This window comes from Chryseobacterium sp. KBW03, assembly GCF_003852415.1.
Lineage (GTDB): Bacteria > Bacteroidota > Bacteroidia > Flavobacteriales > Weeksellaceae > Chryseobacterium > Chryseobacterium viscerum.
On record NZ_QAJO01000005.1, the window covers coordinates 633,075 to 649,806 of the forward strand.

Sequence of the window (16,732 nt, forward strand, 5' to 3'; positions counted from 1 at the left end):
AACCTCTATTTTTGTGAAAAAACCGATGAAAAACTCTTTTTATGCTGTGATGATGTTAATGCTGCTAATCTCATGCGGAAATAATGACAATACAAATGATGATCCGAGGCCGATCGATAGAGAAATTTATCAGTTTGAATTCAAAAGTTACGCTGTAACAGGAACCATACTTTACAAAGGGTCAGCCGGCAGTAAATCTACTCCTGACGAGTCCTATCTGGGCAATTACTGGAGTCTGTACAAAGAACCGGCATGGAAGAAGATCGTTCTTGATCTGAAAAGCAATTCTATCCAATTAATAGCCGGAAACTCAGCTGATCTGACATACAGTTTTAAAATCGTCAATGATTCAATTTTAGTCAATGACAGTAATGCGAATAAGCCGACTTATATTGGTGATTTTAATAAAGAAAATTCCACTTTTACTTTAAAGAGAACCTTTAGATATACAAAACGAGAATCGAGAAATACCGGTGATGGATTAACTATTGTTCAAAATGCGTGTTTCGGGACCACCCAATATGAAAATATGTTTGGAGCTCTTTTTACCACTCCGTCTGAGATGACAAAATCTGAAGACCAGGTTTTATGGAGTAATATTGAGTATTATTATAAAAAGTTCTAACAACTGATCAATATAATAAAAACAGGCTATCTCACGAGCCCAATTATTTGGATTTTGAGATAGCCTATTTTCTATTTTTTATCGTGTTATTTTTTCACAAATACCTTTTCGATAGTCTGAGATTCTTCTTTAGTCAGTTTTGAAGATTTTCCCAGTTTAGCAATAAAAGCGGTTACTTCTTCCGGGGTTGCCGGTGATCCAAGGTTTTGGCCTTTGTCATCAAAAGAATCAGCCAGTACTTCTCCTTTTGGGCTTAAAACCAGCCAGAAAGGAAGTCCTGCATTTTCACCTTTATATTTATTCATCAGCTCCTGTCCGCCAGGGTTTTCAAGGCTTTTCTTATCTCCTCTTTCCTGAACATCCAGATAAGCAGTGACAAATCTTTTATCAAAAATGGGTTTAGCTTCTGGAAGATCCATATTTTTTTCCATCATCTTGCACCATTTGCACCATGACGCATGGAATACCAATAAGACGTTTTTCTTCCCTGTTTTAGCTTCTTTAAAAGCCTTATTTAATACAACATCTGCTTTTTCCTGCGCTGCTCCTAACTGAAACAGTAAAAGAGAAACAATAACAATAATTTTAGAGTATTTCATTCTGAATTTTTATTTTATTACTAAACGAATTTAGGTATTTTTCTTTAAAAAAGGTTTTTCAATTTTAATCAATTGAGTTAAACATTTTTGTAATTTAGTCATCATAAATTGGTTTCCTGAAATAATATAGAAACAGAAATGTCACATTTCTAATAGGTTTAAAAATGATTGAAATAAAGAAATATTCTAATCAGGCAGGACATCCTGAACCCAGACGGGTCATCAAATACACTTTATTCTGGTGTAACCATGGAAGTACTGAAATATTGATTGACGAAAATATTTTTGTCTTAAAAACAGGACAGGTTGTAACGATTACTTCCGGACAATTTCATCAATTGAAATCTGTAGAAGGAGAAATTACTGCTTTGGAATTTACGCTTGATTTTTTCTCTAAAAGTGACAGTGACATCGAACTTATTTTTCACAACGGATTATTTTGTCATTTCGGAATGAATGAAATAATTACCGTACAGAATCCGACATTTTTCACTGAAACATTGACTATCATTGAAAAAGAAATTCTGGAACAGCCCTATCAGTATCTGATCTCCACCCATTCTCTGGTTGAATTGCTATTGGTAGAAATCAACCGCAGTAAAATTGCCAATGGTGATGAAATCTGGAAACCGGATGCTTTATTTTTAAATTTCCTGGAAAGTGTCAGGGACCATTTTAAAAACAATTATCAGGTTTCTCATTTTGCCGATATTCTTGGAACGACTGAGGCTAAACTGAATGAGATATCAAAGCTTCACACCAATAAAACTGCTCAGAATGTTATCTACAGCCTTATTATTTCAGAAGCGAAGAGACTTTTGCTTTATGAAAAGCTAACGGTAAAAGAAATCGCTTATCTGCTGGGCTTCAATGATCCTTTTTATTTTTCGAATTTCTTCAAAAAACATACTTCGCGATCTCCTAAAGATTATCAGAAAGCGGTAAAGGAAATTTAGAAGATTTCTATTTTATTGTTTAAATATTATATGCTTTTTCCGGAATTGTCTATTCTTTAGACAACGGCTTTCGCTGAACTTTGTACTGTAATTAAGACCTAAAATGACACGTATGAAAACTCAACAGGATACCGCCGTTTTTTTATTAAGGATTGCACTTGCTTTTGGTTTTTTATCTGCTGTTGCCAGTAGATTAAATCTTTGGGGAGCCCAGTCTTCAGGCTGGAAAAAATTTATCGACTATACAGCTGAAACGAATTCATTTTTACCCCATTCGTGGGCATCTGCAGTTGCAGTATTATCGACTACTGCTGAATTATCGATTGGCATTTTGCTTCTGGTAGGCTATCAGCTGCAAAAGACGGCATGGTGTTCCTCCGTTCTCACTTTATTATTTGCTGTTGCCATGAGTATTTCTTTTGGAATCAAAGAACCTCTGGATTACTCGGTCTTTGTTTTCAGTGCAGCAGCATTTCTCCTGAGTACATTTTCAAATTCTCCATGGAGCCTGGACCAATTTCTACCTCAATAACAATTAAAATTTAATATGATGAACACCAACATCCACGATTACATCGTAAAAACTGAACAAAAAGAATGGCAGCCTTTAATTGAAAAAGGAATACATTATGAAGGTATTTTTGTAAAATCTTTAAAGTTTGATCCTGAGAAAAACCGCTCTACCAGCATTCTTTTAAAATTTGATCCGGGAGCCAGCTATCCTTATCACAATCATCCTGCGGGAGAGGAACTGTTGATCATGGAAGGTGATGCCACTATTGCCGGCGCCCAGCTTGAAAAGGGAGATTATCTGTATACTCCGCCTAATTTTAAACATTCCGTGACATCTGAGCATGGCTGCACCATTCTTTTTATAGTGCCTGAAGAAGTAGAAATTCTTTAGATTGATCAAAAAAACAAAACCACAGTAAAAAGTTTACTGTGGTTTTCCCGTTGCCTATTTGACGAAATATATTTTTAAAGCTAATTGAAGTAATTATTTTAGAACTGTTTCATCTGGAGCTATCGGTCTGAAAACAATTAACGTTTTTTTCTTTCTTACAAGATCTACCAAAGTCTGAACTGAGAATGTAAGAATAATATAGAGTACGATAAGTACCAGTACATAGCCAATTTCATGCTGTCTGTATCCAAAAATACCTTTCCCCCAGGAGATTAGTATCCATTGTATCATATACATTGAGGTTAAATTCCTGCTGCAGTATTTTAAAACGCGCATAAAGCCATTTTCTTTAACCTTTGAAGTAATGGTATTGATCAGCCATAGAAATATCAGGGTCCAGCCTGCAAAGTAAATAACACCTCCCGGTCCCATATGATAAAAGCCATTGTAATTATATTTTCCATACAGAAAAACCAAAGGTGCTCCGACAGCAATAAACGACAGACCTACATACAGCATATTTCTAAATAATTGCGTGCTGTTGTAGTTCAGTTCCAGATACCATTTCCCGAAAAACATTCCGATGATGATAAAAGACATCCATGGAAAAACAGGAAAATATACATAAGCTGGATAATCAGTGCTGAAAAGAAGATCCAGAATATAATTAATGACAGGATAATCAAGATTGATTCCGCTTACTTCCCGGGATACAAGGGCTACCAATAACCCTATGGCAAGAATGACATATTTATTTTTGACATATTCTCTGATAAAACCCACGAATAATAAGGACATCCCGGCAAGCTGTAAAATGTCCCCCAGCATTACCAGATATACATATTGCTGTTCTATGGGGGCGTGCCATCCATATTTTTGGATAAAATTATCCGGAGCAAAATTAAAAATCACAGGGATCATAAACTTCATGAAATTCATGAAAAGGCCTGCGAATACAAGTAAAACTCCGCGCTTTAATGCACTCTTAAGGCTTTGATGGCTGGAAGTCATAAAGGTGATTCCCATACAGATTAAAAATATTGAAGTTCCCCGGCCTAAAAAGACAATAAAACTGCCAATAGCAGATTCTGATTGTGATTTTACATTGGCATAAATAAGTAAGGTATGGATAATAATCATTCCTATAACACTCATTCCTTTTATCAAATCCAGTGCAGGAATTCTTTTGCTTCGTTCTTCCATTGTTTTCAGTTTTTTTAAGTTTTTCACCAATACTATTGATCAGACAATATTTTTGATTACGTTTAGATTTTTGTAGATATATATAATTTAAATTAATTCTCTTATTATAATTGAGTAATCCTTATTTACATTAGGTTTTATCCCAACAATAATTTTAATATTTTTATTAATTCTAAATAAAAACAAATATACATATTAAAATTATATCATTTAATTTCTTTATTAATTTTCATGATTAATTAATCATCATATTTTGTAAAAGAACTTTAGGACTGAATCGAACAGGAAAATAAAAGATCTGATTCTTATGAAAACAAAACACCTCTTTCAATTATCTTGAAAGAGGCGTTTATACTTATTATTTTATTCCGTTAGTCTATGATTTCGGTAATTCCGGCGGGCGCATTTTATATTTGTAGCTGTTCAGGGTTTTTAAAAATTCTACAATATCGAAAACCTCATCATCGGTTAAATTCAGTTTTTCCACCATTCCTGATTTGTGAGGAAACTTAGGATCATTGATCTGATCACCTTTGGGAATTTCTCTGCCCATTCCTGCATTGTACATCATGACGATATTAGCCAGTTCAGGGAAAAGTCCGTTATGCATGTAAGGTTTGTTCTCTGAAACTTCTCTCAGGGTAGGAGTTTTAAATTTCCCTACGTCTTCATTCTTTTTAGTCACGATATATCTTCCCAGATCTTCATACTTTCTTCCGTAATACGTGAGTCCAAGATTATGGAATTTCTGATCAGAAAAATAAGGGGTATTATGACAATTGATACAATTGGCCTTGGTACGGAATAAATGAAGCCCGTTGATTTCAGAATCTGTTAAGGCATCTTTTTTTCCGGAAACAAATTTATCAAACTTCGATGGTGGGCTTATCAGAGAGCGTTCAAATGTTGCAATGGCTTTTGCAATTTTCTCTTCTGTAACGTCCCCATTTCCGAAAGCTTTTACAAAAAATGGTTTATAATCTTTAATCTTTTTGATATTCTTTGTCGCCATCGACATATGAAGATTCATTTCCACCGGATTTTCGATAGGCGCTTTCACCTGCTCTTCCAAAGTTGCTGAACGACCGTCCCAGAAGAATGTTTTGGCATATCCGATATTCACCAAAGTAGGAGCATTTCTAACTCCCGTCTGTCTGTCGTGTCCAAACGAAACCCTGCTTCCGTCTGACCATCCTATTTCTGGATTATGACAATTTGCGCAGGAAATCTGTCCGCTTTTGGACAATCTTGGATCAAAGAACAACATTTTTCCCAACTCCATCTTGTCTTCGGAATAGGGATTATTTTCAGGAAAGTTCATTTTAGATAAAGGTCCGATATCCTGAAAACCTTCTTTAGCCTCATCAAATAAGTGAGCAGCCGGCCATTTGCTCTGATCTCCGCTGCTGTATAAAGTACGAAGCTCTTCCACGGAATATCCCGTGGGGTCATTAGAAGTATAACTTAATAAAGATATCATTCCGGCAATTGCCAGAAAAGCGATATATCTGTCTTTCATTTTTTTTAATAATAAACATTGAGTCCTACCAAAGCAACATGATTAGCTCTGCCATTGTAGTCTACTTGATTTTTATACGTACTGTTCATCAGCCATGTCTGAGAAAAGCTCCCAAACAGCTCATACCTGATTTTATTCTGATCGAAAATATAACTTGCGTTAAAATTAAGACCAATTTTGGGTGTTGCATCATAGGCAAAATCCGGCTGAGCAATTTTAGTTGCAAAGATATTCTCTTTTGTACTTTGATAAGGCTGATAATTGAATTCTTTTTCCAAAGGTACATACAGATTTTGTGAAAGACCAATGGCCAGTTTATGAGAAGGTTGTAAAGCAAATTCTTTTTCTGCTCCCAAACGGTAATTGAAAAAAGAAAGTTTACGGTCTATTACCACCGACAGATCCTTTACATGATTTTTTCCATAGGCTGCATCAAAAAGAATTTTAAAAGCTTCATTTTTATGATTGAACCAAACTACACTATTCTGCCAGGAGAGATTCTTTTGTTCCAGACGGTAAGTTCTATACTCCAGCGGATAATTGTAATTGGTATCCAGCTGATCCTGATAGGTCACCGTAGAAGCCCATTTTTTCCCATTATAATTTCCTAAAAAATTAAGGTAGAAGCTATGCAGATCTGTTTTTAGTCCGGAATATTTTGTATAGTCTTTCTGCCAGCTATAATTGGCATCCTGATATTCAAAAACTCTGTAGAAACGTTCAATCAGATTTTTATAATCATATCCTGCAGAAAAATGAGTATCAGCACTATTAAAGGCATATTCTCCTCCCCAGATATATCCTCCCATTTTATATTCGGATGTTTTATATTCGGTATTTCCGATGTACTGATTACCGTAGCCTTCATTATAGCGGATATAAATGCTGTCATTCGCAGGTACATTTCCTTTCATATTCACAAACATGATATTATTAGCCTTGTAATGGTGTACATAACTAAGTTTTCCAAAAATAGCGTGCTGTTTCCATTTCAACCCTAGTTTCGCAAATGCTTTATATTTATAATCATCTACTTTGGGTCTTGGATCTGCATTCTGGCGGTAAGATTTAGCATAAATCCCTTCTCCCCCTACTTGAAGAATCACTGGTTTTACAGGATTATAGGCAAACTGTCCGTTGATAAAATAGCTTTGTTTCTGCCATCTTGCTGTGCGTGGAACCCAATAATAAGAAGGATTGTAAATAAAAGATGAATTAGCGGTTCTCTCATCACTTAGGATATAAGGAACATCTTCTTCGGTAGTTTTGTCTGCTTTAAGTCTCCCCGATAATGCAATTTTATCATTGAGTTTGTAAACTCCTTCAGACAGGAAACTAAAGCTTCCCGTTTCTCCCGCAGTCTGTACTCTTTTAAAATTTTGTTTTGTAGAAGAATACTGAAAGGTTGTCCGTGAGAAATCCAAAGGCTGAAAAAATGAGAGATAAGGATCATTTATCCTGATATTCTTTTCTACAGAACTGATGTTGATACTATCTAACTGAGTCGCCTGAGCATGGAAGAACTGACTGCCTAATGCAGCCAATCCCAACATACTGTATTGAAAAACTTTAATTGTCTTATTTTTATTATTGTGCATATCCTCGAGGGTTTGCTTTAATCGTTACAAAATCATTGGCAGAATTATTCGTATCCTGCAGTACCACACGTCCATTGATAATCTCTTTTGTTTTACGGATTACGGAAAGTCCAGTAAAAGTAGCTTCAGCCTGTCCCACTGTATTGACAATGAAAGTTCTTGATGCGTCTATGTCCGCAGGAAAGTCTTTAGGTGCTTTTTGTTCTTTGTCTGTAATGTCAATTCCGTCTATGATATAGTTCTTTGGAATCTGTAGAAATAAAGTTCCGGTTGGGGCTTTAGGAGCAGCCACTTTTTTCCAGCTTGCCACTTCTGCATCTGTTGCTCTCAGAATCCCAACTCCCAACATTGAAGTTACATTAAGAATTAAGTCATTAGAGGCAATACTCCAGTATGACACCAGCATATCCGGCACCATAATATTCTGGACATCCCATGCAAATGGTTTCTTACCGATACTTGTATTATAATCTCCCATATAGGTTTCAAAATCTGCATGACTCAGGTCTATTGTTCTGTCAGGTTCCTGAATCGCGACTCCCGTACCGTTGATATCATCAAAGGGTTTTTTATGGTTAATGGCCGTTTGAGCTACAATAATACTTTTCCCCGGTAAAATAGGATATTGGCTTCCGCTTCCAGGAATTTTAATAAATATATTGGAATATACATAGTCTGTATTTGCAGCAGATCCACCACCAGCAGTTTTGCTCCAGTCATACTGCCCATTGGATAAAGTATAAGTGGTTGGGTTGTTATTTGTATTACCTTCCAGAAATACCAGATATAAACCATCAGCATAAATAGTCTGATCAGAGTTGTTATGAATCTCAATGAACTGATCTCTGAAATTGGCACCTAATTTTGTATCAGACCCTGCATAATAATATTGTTTAATAACAAGATCCCCAAGGTTTCCGTTTGTAATTCTGACCAATTTTGAAGAGGTATTGGCATTAATCGTTACTTTTTCATCAAAACCTCCAAAGTGTACAATTTCATAGCTGGTTTCTTCTCCTATCTGTTGTTCATATTCATTCTGCTTCAATTGCAGTTCTGCCTGAACACTATAGTTTCCGGGTAAAACAGCATTTAATTTCAGATCACCGTTTGCATCTGTTTTTCCTATAATCTGATCTTCTGTTGCTGAGTTTTTCAGGATAACGGTTACATTCGCGACACCTTTATCTGCAATGGATGGGTATTTTGAAGCATCATATTTGATATTTACTGTAAATGGAACAGGCTTGATCTCGTTATTTTTTCCAAAGTCATCATCTCTGTTACACCCTATGAGTGTAAAGACAGGAATTATTAGTAATAGTATTAATCGTTTCATTATGTTCAAGTTTATTTTTAAATAGTATTAAAATCTGTATGAAATATTTCCCCCAAACGAAGTAGAAGTAAAGTTGCTATATACACTTCCTCTTTCGTCATATGCTTTTAAGTTGAAAACATTACTTACATATATCGACAGTCTGAATCCACTTAAGAAATCCTTGGTTACCCTCAAATGAACATTATGCAGGGTTTTGTTATATAAACCAGAAAGTTTTTCATCTGAAGGCTTCAGAAACAGTCCCTGATACTTTGGATTAGTACGATCACTTTCCGGAATCATCTGTGATTCTCCATCGTATTTTATATACCCTATCGGATAAATATCGTTGGCTCCGTTCAATTTTCTGTCTGAAAGAAAATGGTCTGTTCTAAGACCAATAATTAACCCTGATGAAGCCAGATGGTAATCAAAACTGAAACTTGCTCTGGCCATAGAACTTTTGTTTCTGCTATCGTTATAAATTCCGTATTCGTAATCTTTATCCTTAATAGTGGGAGCACTTATTTTGTAAAGACCTTCATCTTTATAACCGGAAGTTTCTACGTAACTGGCATTGAAACCAATAACAAGATTTAAGGCTTCTATCTTTTTGAAACTTGCCATCAGTTCCAGCCCTTTATCCACTGATGAATATCCGTTGACAATGCGATTCTGGAGATAATTAAATTTTTCAGTTCCTACAATTTCGAAAGTTGGTACGTTTGTTCCTGATATATTGACATTCACTTTCGCTTTGTCCATAATTTTATGAACACTTGCTGTAGTAAATCCATCAAATAATCTGTTGTAATAAGCCGTAAGGTTAACAGTCGCAAAAGGAAATCTATAGTCAACTCCTACTTCAGTTTTCCAGCTTCGGGATGGTTTCAGATTAGCATTATCCCCTGGAGTCACTACAGTCTGCATGATAGCAGCTGAGTAATATCCCGGCAAACGATAATCCCCAAGAAGGAAATCGAAATATCTCGGTGCTGTATAGATCTGATTCAATGAAGGCGCTTTAGAAGTAAGTCCAAAACCTCCTCTCACAGAAAATTTTCCCATCTGATATGAGGTATTAACCCTTGGTGAATAGGTTGAATATGAATTCTGCAGATCGTAACGAAGTCCCAGATTGGTTCTCAAGATATGTTTGTTGGCAAAAGCTTTCGTAATATTATCCTGAATATAAAATGCATACTGCTTAGTGGCAAAAACATTATCACGATAATTAAAATCTCTCATTCCATTTGAACCCTGCCCTGCAGCATTAATGGTTGTGAACTGTCCTGCTGTTCCGTAACGGCCTTTTCCAAAATTGTTCCCATATCTGAAATTCGCCCCGATGCTGTACATGTGAACCCATTTGGATGCGGTCATTTTGCTGCCGTTTACACTTAAATCAGTGAAAATATTAAGAGGCTTTCCATCCGAAAAGGCCTGATTCTCATAACTTGGAGGTGTATAAGGAGCATAATAAACACCATCTGTCGTTGAGTTTCCATAAGGACGGGCACCCTGGTTCAGCCAGTATCTGCGCTCTGTAAGCTGTGTTGAATAACTGATTCCTACATCTGCACTTATCGTTCTGAAAAACGGCTTTCTTCCGTTTCGGTTAAAATTATAACTGATGTTATTTCCTAATGAAAAGCTCTTGTTATCCACATTGATGATCATTCCATCAAGATCGTCCGGATCTTTCTTTCCTTTACTGGTATTGGTAGAAAATGATGCTGAAAGTTTATTACTAAACCCATTACTACTTCTTGATGACCAAAGAAAATTAACATTCGTTCTGTCATATCCTACCAGGCTGGTTCTTGGATCAGAAAGTGAATTCATGTAGTCTACAGACACATTCAGCGCATTGCTATTTTTGAGCTTAAAACCTTTTGTAACCCCTACCTGATAAGTTCCTTCTCTAAGAGAAGCGTCCAAACGAAGTGGTGATGCCTTGGCAATGGTTGTTACTTTAATAAGTCCTGACGTTAAATCTCCGTACTTAGCATCAGGAACACCTTGTATGACTTCAATACTTTCAATATTCTCCGTTGGGATTTCTCTTAAATCGACACCGTAATTCGGTTGGCTCGGCGTTAAGTTTCCTCCATTGGTTGTAGTATTAAAACTTATTCCAAAAGGACCGCTGTTTGCAGAATCGTAGCTCTGCATATTTTCATTGTTAGATAAGGCAATATCGTTGACCATCAACTGTACTCCAAATGCCCTGTTCCCAAAATCATCGCCTCCGGGAATATTTCCGGAACCAGTAACTGAAGCACCACTGGCTGTTCTGAAAACGATATTTTTAAACTGGGTATTGTCAAACTGCTGTACATATTGACCTGGTAATTGCTGCAACACATCTCCAAGAGAGAAAGATTGTAGATTCTGAAGGGCTTCCTGCTGGATAGCAATTTCTGAGAACTGTTTTTTTCTTGCAGTAAGTTGTACGCCTTCGATTCTGATTTCTGATCTTTCGCGGGATGAGCTTTTAGGTGACAGGATCTGAAGCTGTAGTTCATCTCCCTCTTTTATGATAATAGTTTCTTCTCTATTGTTGGCATTCAGGAAGACGATCTGACATTTCCCCTTAAGAACCATAGAATTATCTTTCTTATGAATCTCTTTACACTCTTTGAAACCACCATTAACAAGTTCTCCTTTTTTGAGTTGCCCATTATGATAAAATTCTACTTTTTGAGCAGACAAGAATCCACCTGCTGTTAAAAAAACAGCACCAACTAATAACGATACTTTCACCCTTAAAATATTTAGACGGCAAAATTAATTATAATTATTCTAAATAAAAAGTAGATTTGCGAAATAATTAAAGTTATTTTAACTTAAAATAAAAGAATATTTACATGTAAATCCCCACATAAAGAATAAAACAATAAAGTAAATCATCCTTAATAGTTCCTTCTAAGGCTTGCTATAATTGTTAGCCTCAATTTTTTATCTTAAAATATATTCTATACAATAAAAAATCATCACAACTTATTGCGATGATCTTAGAAAAACGAAAACCCTACAGCAAACAAGTAAGATTTCCTATATTAATTTTTTTTGAAAACTTTCTTCAATAATCGTTTTATAAATTAACATCAACTGTAAATCCTAATTTTTCAAAAGATCTTACACAAATATCCTGTTTGCTTTAGTGTCTTTATTTTGATTTACCCATTAAAAGCTTTGAATTTGTTGACTTATTTATGAATATCAAATAATCAAAAGACTCAGCTACATTGGTTTTTGTAAATTCATTTTTATTTGTACCTGATCCTGTTTTGCGAAATAGAATATCTTTCAATATCCAATTGCCAAGTTTGTTGTCATCCTTTCTGATGGCTTTCAGATCCAAAATAAAAATTGGAATATTGAGTGAGTTAAGCTTATATTCTAATGTTTCAGGGCCGGCTTTTTCTGAATTATAGGTACCAAGCTTACCATCAATACTTGCAGAATAAGTACCTTCATAAAAAGCAAATCCAAAATTTACAAAATCCTGACCATACATTTCATTGATCCAATAACCCATTCTGTCTGAATTTAATTTTGCAATATGATAATTATGAGCCGAGACAATTACTTTAGAATTCAAATGGTTTTCTTTTAACCATTTAATATTTTCCGACATGAATTTGTCTCTCTTAATAAAATTTTGTTGGATATATTGTCTAATAATATCTACATTTTGCAGGAAGCGCGATTTTTCTTCCGTATTTTTTATTGATATACTTTTTTCTTTTATTAAAAATAGATACTCAGATAATATTTTTTGACTTTTTTTAGAATACGTTCTGAAGCCCCTGTTGTTTTCCTTTAAAGCTGTTTCCAGGTCATTAATCTCTTGCTCGGACAGCTGATTTTCCTGATATGTTTTTCTTATTTGATCTATCGCTCCTTTAGCATATTGCATATCGAAACCATCAAAAAAAACTTTTGAACTATGATTTTCATTGTAATTTTTTAACCATTCAACAAAAGTTAAAGTTTCTTCAGTTTGCCACAGCCAAAAATACATTCCTTTTAAAATATCTTTGGGGTTTCCTTTTTCTTCCTGAATATATTGATTCATTAAAAAGCTTTCAGGCATATTGGCTTCAAGCGAAAAGACATTGAAATCTTTATTAGCAATCAAATATTCACTTATTCTGTATTTCATTTGATATATTTCACTCGAACCGTGAGTAGATTCTCCTAATCCAACTATTTTAGAATTTCCAATAAGTTTGTTTAAGATGAGCAAATCACGATAGTCTCTTTCGTCAGGATTAAAAGTTTTTATGGGATATATAAACTTTGAAATATATTCTTTCTCTTCAGAATTTAAATCATTTTTTGATTGTGCACTGATGGTTACAAAAAACAGAACCAACATAAAGGATAAATTCAAATTCATTTATTGCTTATAATTAGATTACAATTTTACAAAAAATATTACTTAAAAAAATCCAGTATAAGTTTAAATAATATTCGATACCAACGTCTATTTTTTTAAGCCGCAGATCATTTGCTATAACTGATACCCTAACAGTTTTCTAATCTGGTAGAAAAAACGTTCAATCAATCTCAGATCTTCTGTGACGATTTCTGCGTTACCTCTGAGCTCTTTGTCAAAAGGAAGTTTTTTGTTATAAGATGTTTTTAAACCCTTTGGAAGGGTAATATCAACGTAATAATTACCATTTTCATCAGGAGAGATAGAGATATTCTGCACTTTCCCTTCTATAATGCCGTATTCCTGAAAACGGTAGTTATCTAGTTTTATCAGTACTTTTTCACCTGAAGCGACTTTACCTGAATTGACAGAAGGAATCTGCATTCTTCCGACCAATGCTTCTTTATTCTTAGGTAAAACTGTCACAATAACCTCTCCGGATTTCACAAACTGATTTTCACCAAAGAACTGCTGAAAACTTACCATTCCATCGGTTGACGAAATAATGAGGTAGTTTTGTTCCCATTGTTTCAGGGATTTTCTAAGCTGTTCAAAAAGCTGCAACATTTGGGAAGAATAATTACTCTTATCTTTTTCAGAACTGATATTTGCAGCGCTTTTGGTTTTGTTAAGATTAGAAATACCTTCCTGTAACTGAGATAAAGAAATAGTGATATTTTTTAAATTCTGTTCTTCCTGCAAAAATTTGATTTTTTCATTTTCCAGTTCCATTGCGGCAATCACGCCCTGATCGTATAAGTTTTGGGAGCGCTGATAGTTTTTCTTGGTCAGTTCATATTTTACCTTTTCAAGATTTCTCTGCTGCTGTAAAGTGACAATTCTGCTTTTATATTCAGATAAGCTCTGGTTGGCTGCGAGATTTTCCGGAGCATAAGGCTGTAGTCTTGTAAACAGTTTTTCATCCTGAAAAGCTTTTGAAAACTGGTTATAATCACCCTGGAGTTCACCCAATCTAAAACCAGACGTTTCACCTATCGGAAAGGAAAACATCTGATCCGGAGCAATAGAATCCATCAATTTTCTAAGTTTTAAAACATCCTGATAATTAGCCGTAGATTGCAAAATCATTAAAACGTCATTTTTCCTTACTTCCTGATGGTCTTTAATTAAAATTTTTTCGATCTTAGAATTAATTCTTGCCTGAAGCTTTTCTGGCGGTTCTTGTGAGGTCACAATAATCGGGGCCGGAACAAATTCCGGATATTTGATAAACCAACTCATGATCAAAACCATTATAAGAATAATGAAAATAACAGAGTTTCCCCAACGGATCATCCAGTGCGGCGGTTGCGTCAGAACATCCTGAACGCTCTCTGAGCGCAGCTCAATATTGTCTAATATGTCTTTTTTAGTTTCCAAGTTCCAGTTGATTTTTAACGAGCCTGTAATATTCACCTTTCAGTGCAACCAATTCTGTGTGATTCCCTTCTTCCACTACCTTACCTTTGTCCAAAACAATAATTTTATCTGCGTGTTTTACAGTTGAGAGACGGTGCGCGATAACAACTGCTGTTTTTCCTTTGAAGAATTGTTCCAGATTTTCCATAATGACTTTTTCATTATTGGCATCCAAAGCGGAAGTTGCTTCATCAAAAAAGATATATTCCGGAGATTTATAAACCGCTCTTGCTATGAAAAGCCTTTGCTTTTGCCCGCCTGAAACTCCAACACCTTCGTTACCGATTTTGGTATTATAGCTTAATGGAAGGCCTTCTACAAAATCTTTGATATTGGCAATCTCAACAGCCATTCTTAATTTTGATTTGTCAATATAATCTTCACCAATGGCGATATTATTAGCAATCGTATCATTGAAAACATAACCTTCCTGCATGACAACTCCACAATGGTCTCTCCAAAATCTTGGCGATATATTTTTTAAATCAGTATTCCCGATCTTAATCTCTCCTGAATTGGGCTCATAAAATTTCATTAATAACTTTAATAAAGTTGTTTTCCCGCTTCCACTGGCTCCCACAATGGCAGTAGTTTTTTGATAAGGAATCGTTAAATCCAGATTCTCAAAAACAAAAGAATTAGAACCAATGTATCGGAAAGAAACATCCTGGATTTCCAAATCTTTTTGAGGAATTTCTGTTATATATTGTTCATCAGTAATTTCTTCATCTTCTTTATCGTGGATTTCACCCAATCTTTCAAGCGAAATTTTAGCGTCCTGAGTCTGACGGATGAAATCTACTAATTGAAATAGCGGACTGTTCAGCTGTCCGATAATATATTGAACCGATAGCATCATTCCAAGGGTCAGATTTCCACTCAACACTAATTTAGCCGACAGAAAGCTTACCAAAATATCTTTCATCTGATTAATAAAGTTTCCGCCAACTGATTGCCATTGTTCTAAGGATAGCGATTTGATCTGGATTTTAAATAATTTGATCTGCAGAAATTCCCAGTCCCAGCGTTTTTGCTTTTCAGCATTATGCATTTTGATTTCCTGCATCCCATTAATGAGTTCGATTACCTTGCTTTGTTCCTGCGAAACCTGAGAAAATCTTTTGTAATCCAGCTCTTTTCTTTTTTTTAGAAAAAAAGTAATCCAACCAATATATAAAACAGCACCAGCCAAATAAACCAAAAACAATTTATAATCATAAAACAGTAAAACGATACTGTAAATAATCAGATTAACCAACGAAAATAATGTATTGAGCGAAGAAGTGGTCAACAATTGCTCAATCCTGTGATGATCGTTGATTCTCTGCATAATATCTCCGGTCATTCTTGTATCAAAAAAACTGATTGGAAGTTTCATCAGCTTGATAAAAAAATCGGAAATGATGGAAATATTGATTCTTGTAGAAAGATGAAGTAAAATCCAGCTTCGAATAACTTCGATACCCGTCCTACCTAAAAATACCATAATCTGAGCCAGCAGAACCAAATAAATGAAATTAAGATCTTGATTCTGAATCCCTACATCTACGATGCTTTGGGTCAGAAAAGGCAGAATTAATGATAATAAACTCCCTGCCAACAAACCAACAGACAGCTGAAATACTAGCGATTTATACTTCAGTAAATACCTGGATAAAAAGCTAAAACTGGTTTTGCTGTTAGTTTCATCAAATTCATTCTGATAAAAAGCAGGGGTAGTTTCCAAGAGTAATGCAACTCCCTCTTCAGTGGTTTCATTGGCATTTTCACCTATCCAGAATTTAATGAATTCTTCTTTTTCATAGGTTATTAATCCATAGCTTGGGTCAGAAACATATATCTTTCCTAATTTGTCAATTTTGTACACAACTACAAAATGAACTTTATTCCAGTGGACAATGCATGGCAGAGGGATTTCTTCCGCAAATGTCTGGAAATCAGTTTTTATACCAAGACTTTTAAGTCCTAAGTTTTCTGCGGCATTGCTTAGCCCCAGTAAACTGCTGCCCTCTCTTGTTGTTTCTGATAAATTTCTTATTTGCTGGAGTGGAATATCCTTACCATAATATTTGCTGATAATTCGCAAACAGGTAGGACCACAGTCTTTGAAGTCTGGTTGTTTATATGAAGGGAACATTTAA

At 35.1% G+C, this 16,732-nt stretch carries 13 protein-coding genes; 4 read left to right on the forward strand and 9 right to left on the reverse strand.

The features are described from left to right. The first annotated feature begins 25 nt into the window (after positions 1–25). A complete protein-coding gene (locus DBR39_RS14430; RefSeq protein WP_124534220.1) occupies positions 26–625 on the forward strand; it encodes a hypothetical protein in 600 nt (199 codons plus the stop codon). A gap of 86 nt (positions 626–711) precedes the next feature. On the opposite strand, the gene DBR39_RS14435 is transcribed toward DBR39_RS14430, so the two are convergent. Next, positions 712–1,224 carry a thioredoxin family protein gene (locus DBR39_RS14435; RefSeq protein ID WP_124534222.1) on the reverse strand — a complete coding sequence of 171 codons (513 nt, stop codon included), beginning with the start codon at positions 1,222–1,224 and terminating at the stop codon, positions 712–714. Positions 1,225–1,388: 164 nt separating this feature from the next. Between DBR39_RS14435 and DBR39_RS14440 the strand changes: the two genes are divergently transcribed. The 3 genes from DBR39_RS14440 to DBR39_RS14450 all read left to right on the forward strand — a co-directional run bounded on the left by DBR39_RS14440 (position 1,389) and on the right by DBR39_RS14450 (position 3,084). Beyond that, complete coding sequence (locus DBR39_RS14440) at positions 1,389–2,180, forward strand: helix-turn-helix domain-containing protein (protein WP_124534224.1); 792 nt, start codon at positions 1,389–1,391, stop codon at positions 2,178–2,180. Between the two features lie 112 nt (positions 2,181–2,292). Continuing rightward, complete coding sequence (locus DBR39_RS14445) at positions 2,293–2,712, forward strand: DoxX protein (RefSeq protein WP_124534226.1); 420 nt, start codon at positions 2,293–2,295, stop codon at positions 2,710–2,712. Between the two features lie 18 nt (positions 2,713–2,730). Continuing rightward, positions 2,731–3,084 (forward strand): cupin domain-containing protein, encoded by a 354-nt coding sequence (locus DBR39_RS14450; protein ID WP_124534719.1) that lies wholly within the window; start codon positions 2,731–2,733, stop codon positions 3,082–3,084. Positions 3,085–3,177: 93 nt separating this feature from the next. Here the strand turns inward: DBR39_RS14450 and DBR39_RS14455 are convergent, their stop codons facing one another. From DBR39_RS14455 to DBR39_RS14490, 8 genes are all read right to left on the reverse strand, one after another. After that, positions 3,178–4,287: a heparan-alpha-glucosaminide N-acetyltransferase domain-containing protein gene (locus DBR39_RS14455; protein ID WP_124534228.1), complete on the reverse strand. Its 1,110-nt coding sequence runs from the start codon at positions 4,285–4,287 to the stop codon at positions 3,178–3,180. A gap of 376 nt (positions 4,288–4,663) precedes the next feature. Continuing rightward, entirely contained in the window at positions 4,664–5,806 is a 1,143-nt protein-coding gene (locus DBR39_RS14460) for a cytochrome-c peroxidase (protein WP_124534230.1), read from the reverse strand. A gap of 5 nt (positions 5,807–5,811) precedes the next feature. Next, positions 5,812–7,404, reverse strand: a complete 1,593-nt coding sequence (locus DBR39_RS14465; RefSeq protein ID WP_124534232.1) for a DUF6850 family outer membrane beta-barrel protein — start codon at positions 7,402–7,404, stop codon at positions 5,812–5,814. Then, positions 7,394–8,743 (reverse strand): DUF4876 domain-containing protein, encoded by a 1,350-nt coding sequence (locus tag DBR39_RS14470; RefSeq protein WP_124534234.1) that lies wholly within the window; start codon positions 8,741–8,743, stop codon positions 7,394–7,396. Before DBR39_RS14470 ends, DBR39_RS14465 begins: the two co-directional genes overlap by 11 nt. 27 nt (positions 8,744–8,770) lie before the next feature. Then, positions 8,771–11,491 (reverse strand): TonB-dependent receptor plug domain-containing protein, encoded by a 2,721-nt coding sequence (locus DBR39_RS14475; protein ID WP_228447843.1) that lies wholly within the window; start codon positions 11,489–11,491, stop codon positions 8,771–8,773. 406 nt (positions 11,492–11,897) lie between these two features. After that, positions 11,898–13,112, reverse strand: a complete 1,215-nt coding sequence (locus DBR39_RS14480) for an erythromycin esterase family protein (RefSeq protein ID WP_185147191.1) — start codon at positions 13,110–13,112, stop codon at positions 11,898–11,900. Between the two features lie 135 nt (positions 13,113–13,247). After that, the gene (locus DBR39_RS14485) at positions 13,248–14,552 is read right to left on the reverse strand and encodes an HlyD family secretion protein (RefSeq protein ID WP_124534238.1); all 1,305 of its coding nucleotides are present in this window, start codon (positions 14,550–14,552) and stop codon (positions 13,248–13,250) included. Then, entirely contained in the window at positions 14,542–16,728 is a 2,187-nt protein-coding gene (locus DBR39_RS14490) for a peptidase domain-containing ABC transporter (RefSeq protein WP_124534240.1), read from the reverse strand. Before DBR39_RS14490 ends, DBR39_RS14485 begins: the two co-directional genes overlap by 11 nt. Positions 16,729–16,732 lie beyond the last annotated feature (4 nt).

Coding starts and splice junctions, on each gene's coding strand:
- DBR39_RS14430 (WP_124534220.1), top strand. CDS start 26: ATGAAAAACTCTTTTTATGCTGTGATGATGTTAATGCTGCTAATCTCA.
- DBR39_RS14435 (WP_124534222.1), bottom strand. CDS start 1,224: ATGAAATACTCTAAAATTATTGTTATTGTTTCTCTTTTACTGTTTCAG.
- DBR39_RS14440 (WP_124534224.1), top strand. CDS start 1,389: ATGATTGAAATAAAGAAATATTCTAATCAGGCAGGACATCCTGAACCC.
- DBR39_RS14445 (WP_124534226.1), top strand. CDS start 2,293: ATGAAAACTCAACAGGATACCGCCGTTTTTTTATTAAGGATTGCACTT.
- DBR39_RS14450 (WP_124534719.1), top strand. CDS start 2,731: ATGAACACCAACATCCACGATTACATCGTAAAAACTGAACAAAAAGAA.
- DBR39_RS14455 (WP_124534228.1), bottom strand. CDS start 4,287: ATGGAAGAACGAAGCAAAAGAATTCCTGCACTGGATTTGATAAAAGGA.
- DBR39_RS14460 (WP_124534230.1), bottom strand. CDS start 5,806: ATGAAAGACAGATATATCGCTTTTCTGGCAATTGCCGGAATGATATCT.
- DBR39_RS14465 (WP_124534232.1), bottom strand. CDS start 7,404: ATGCACAATAATAAAAATAAGACAATTAAAGTTTTTCAATACAGTATG.
- DBR39_RS14470 (WP_124534234.1), bottom strand. CDS start 8,743: ATGAAACGATTAATACTATTACTAATAATTCCTGTCTTTACACTCATA.
- DBR39_RS14480 (WP_185147191.1), bottom strand. CDS start 13,112: ATGTTGGTTCTGTTTTTTGTAACCATCAGTGCACAATCAAAAAATGAT.
- DBR39_RS14490 (WP_124534240.1), bottom strand. CDS start 16,728: ATGTTCCCTTCATATAAACAACCAGACTTCAAAGACTGTGGTCCTACC.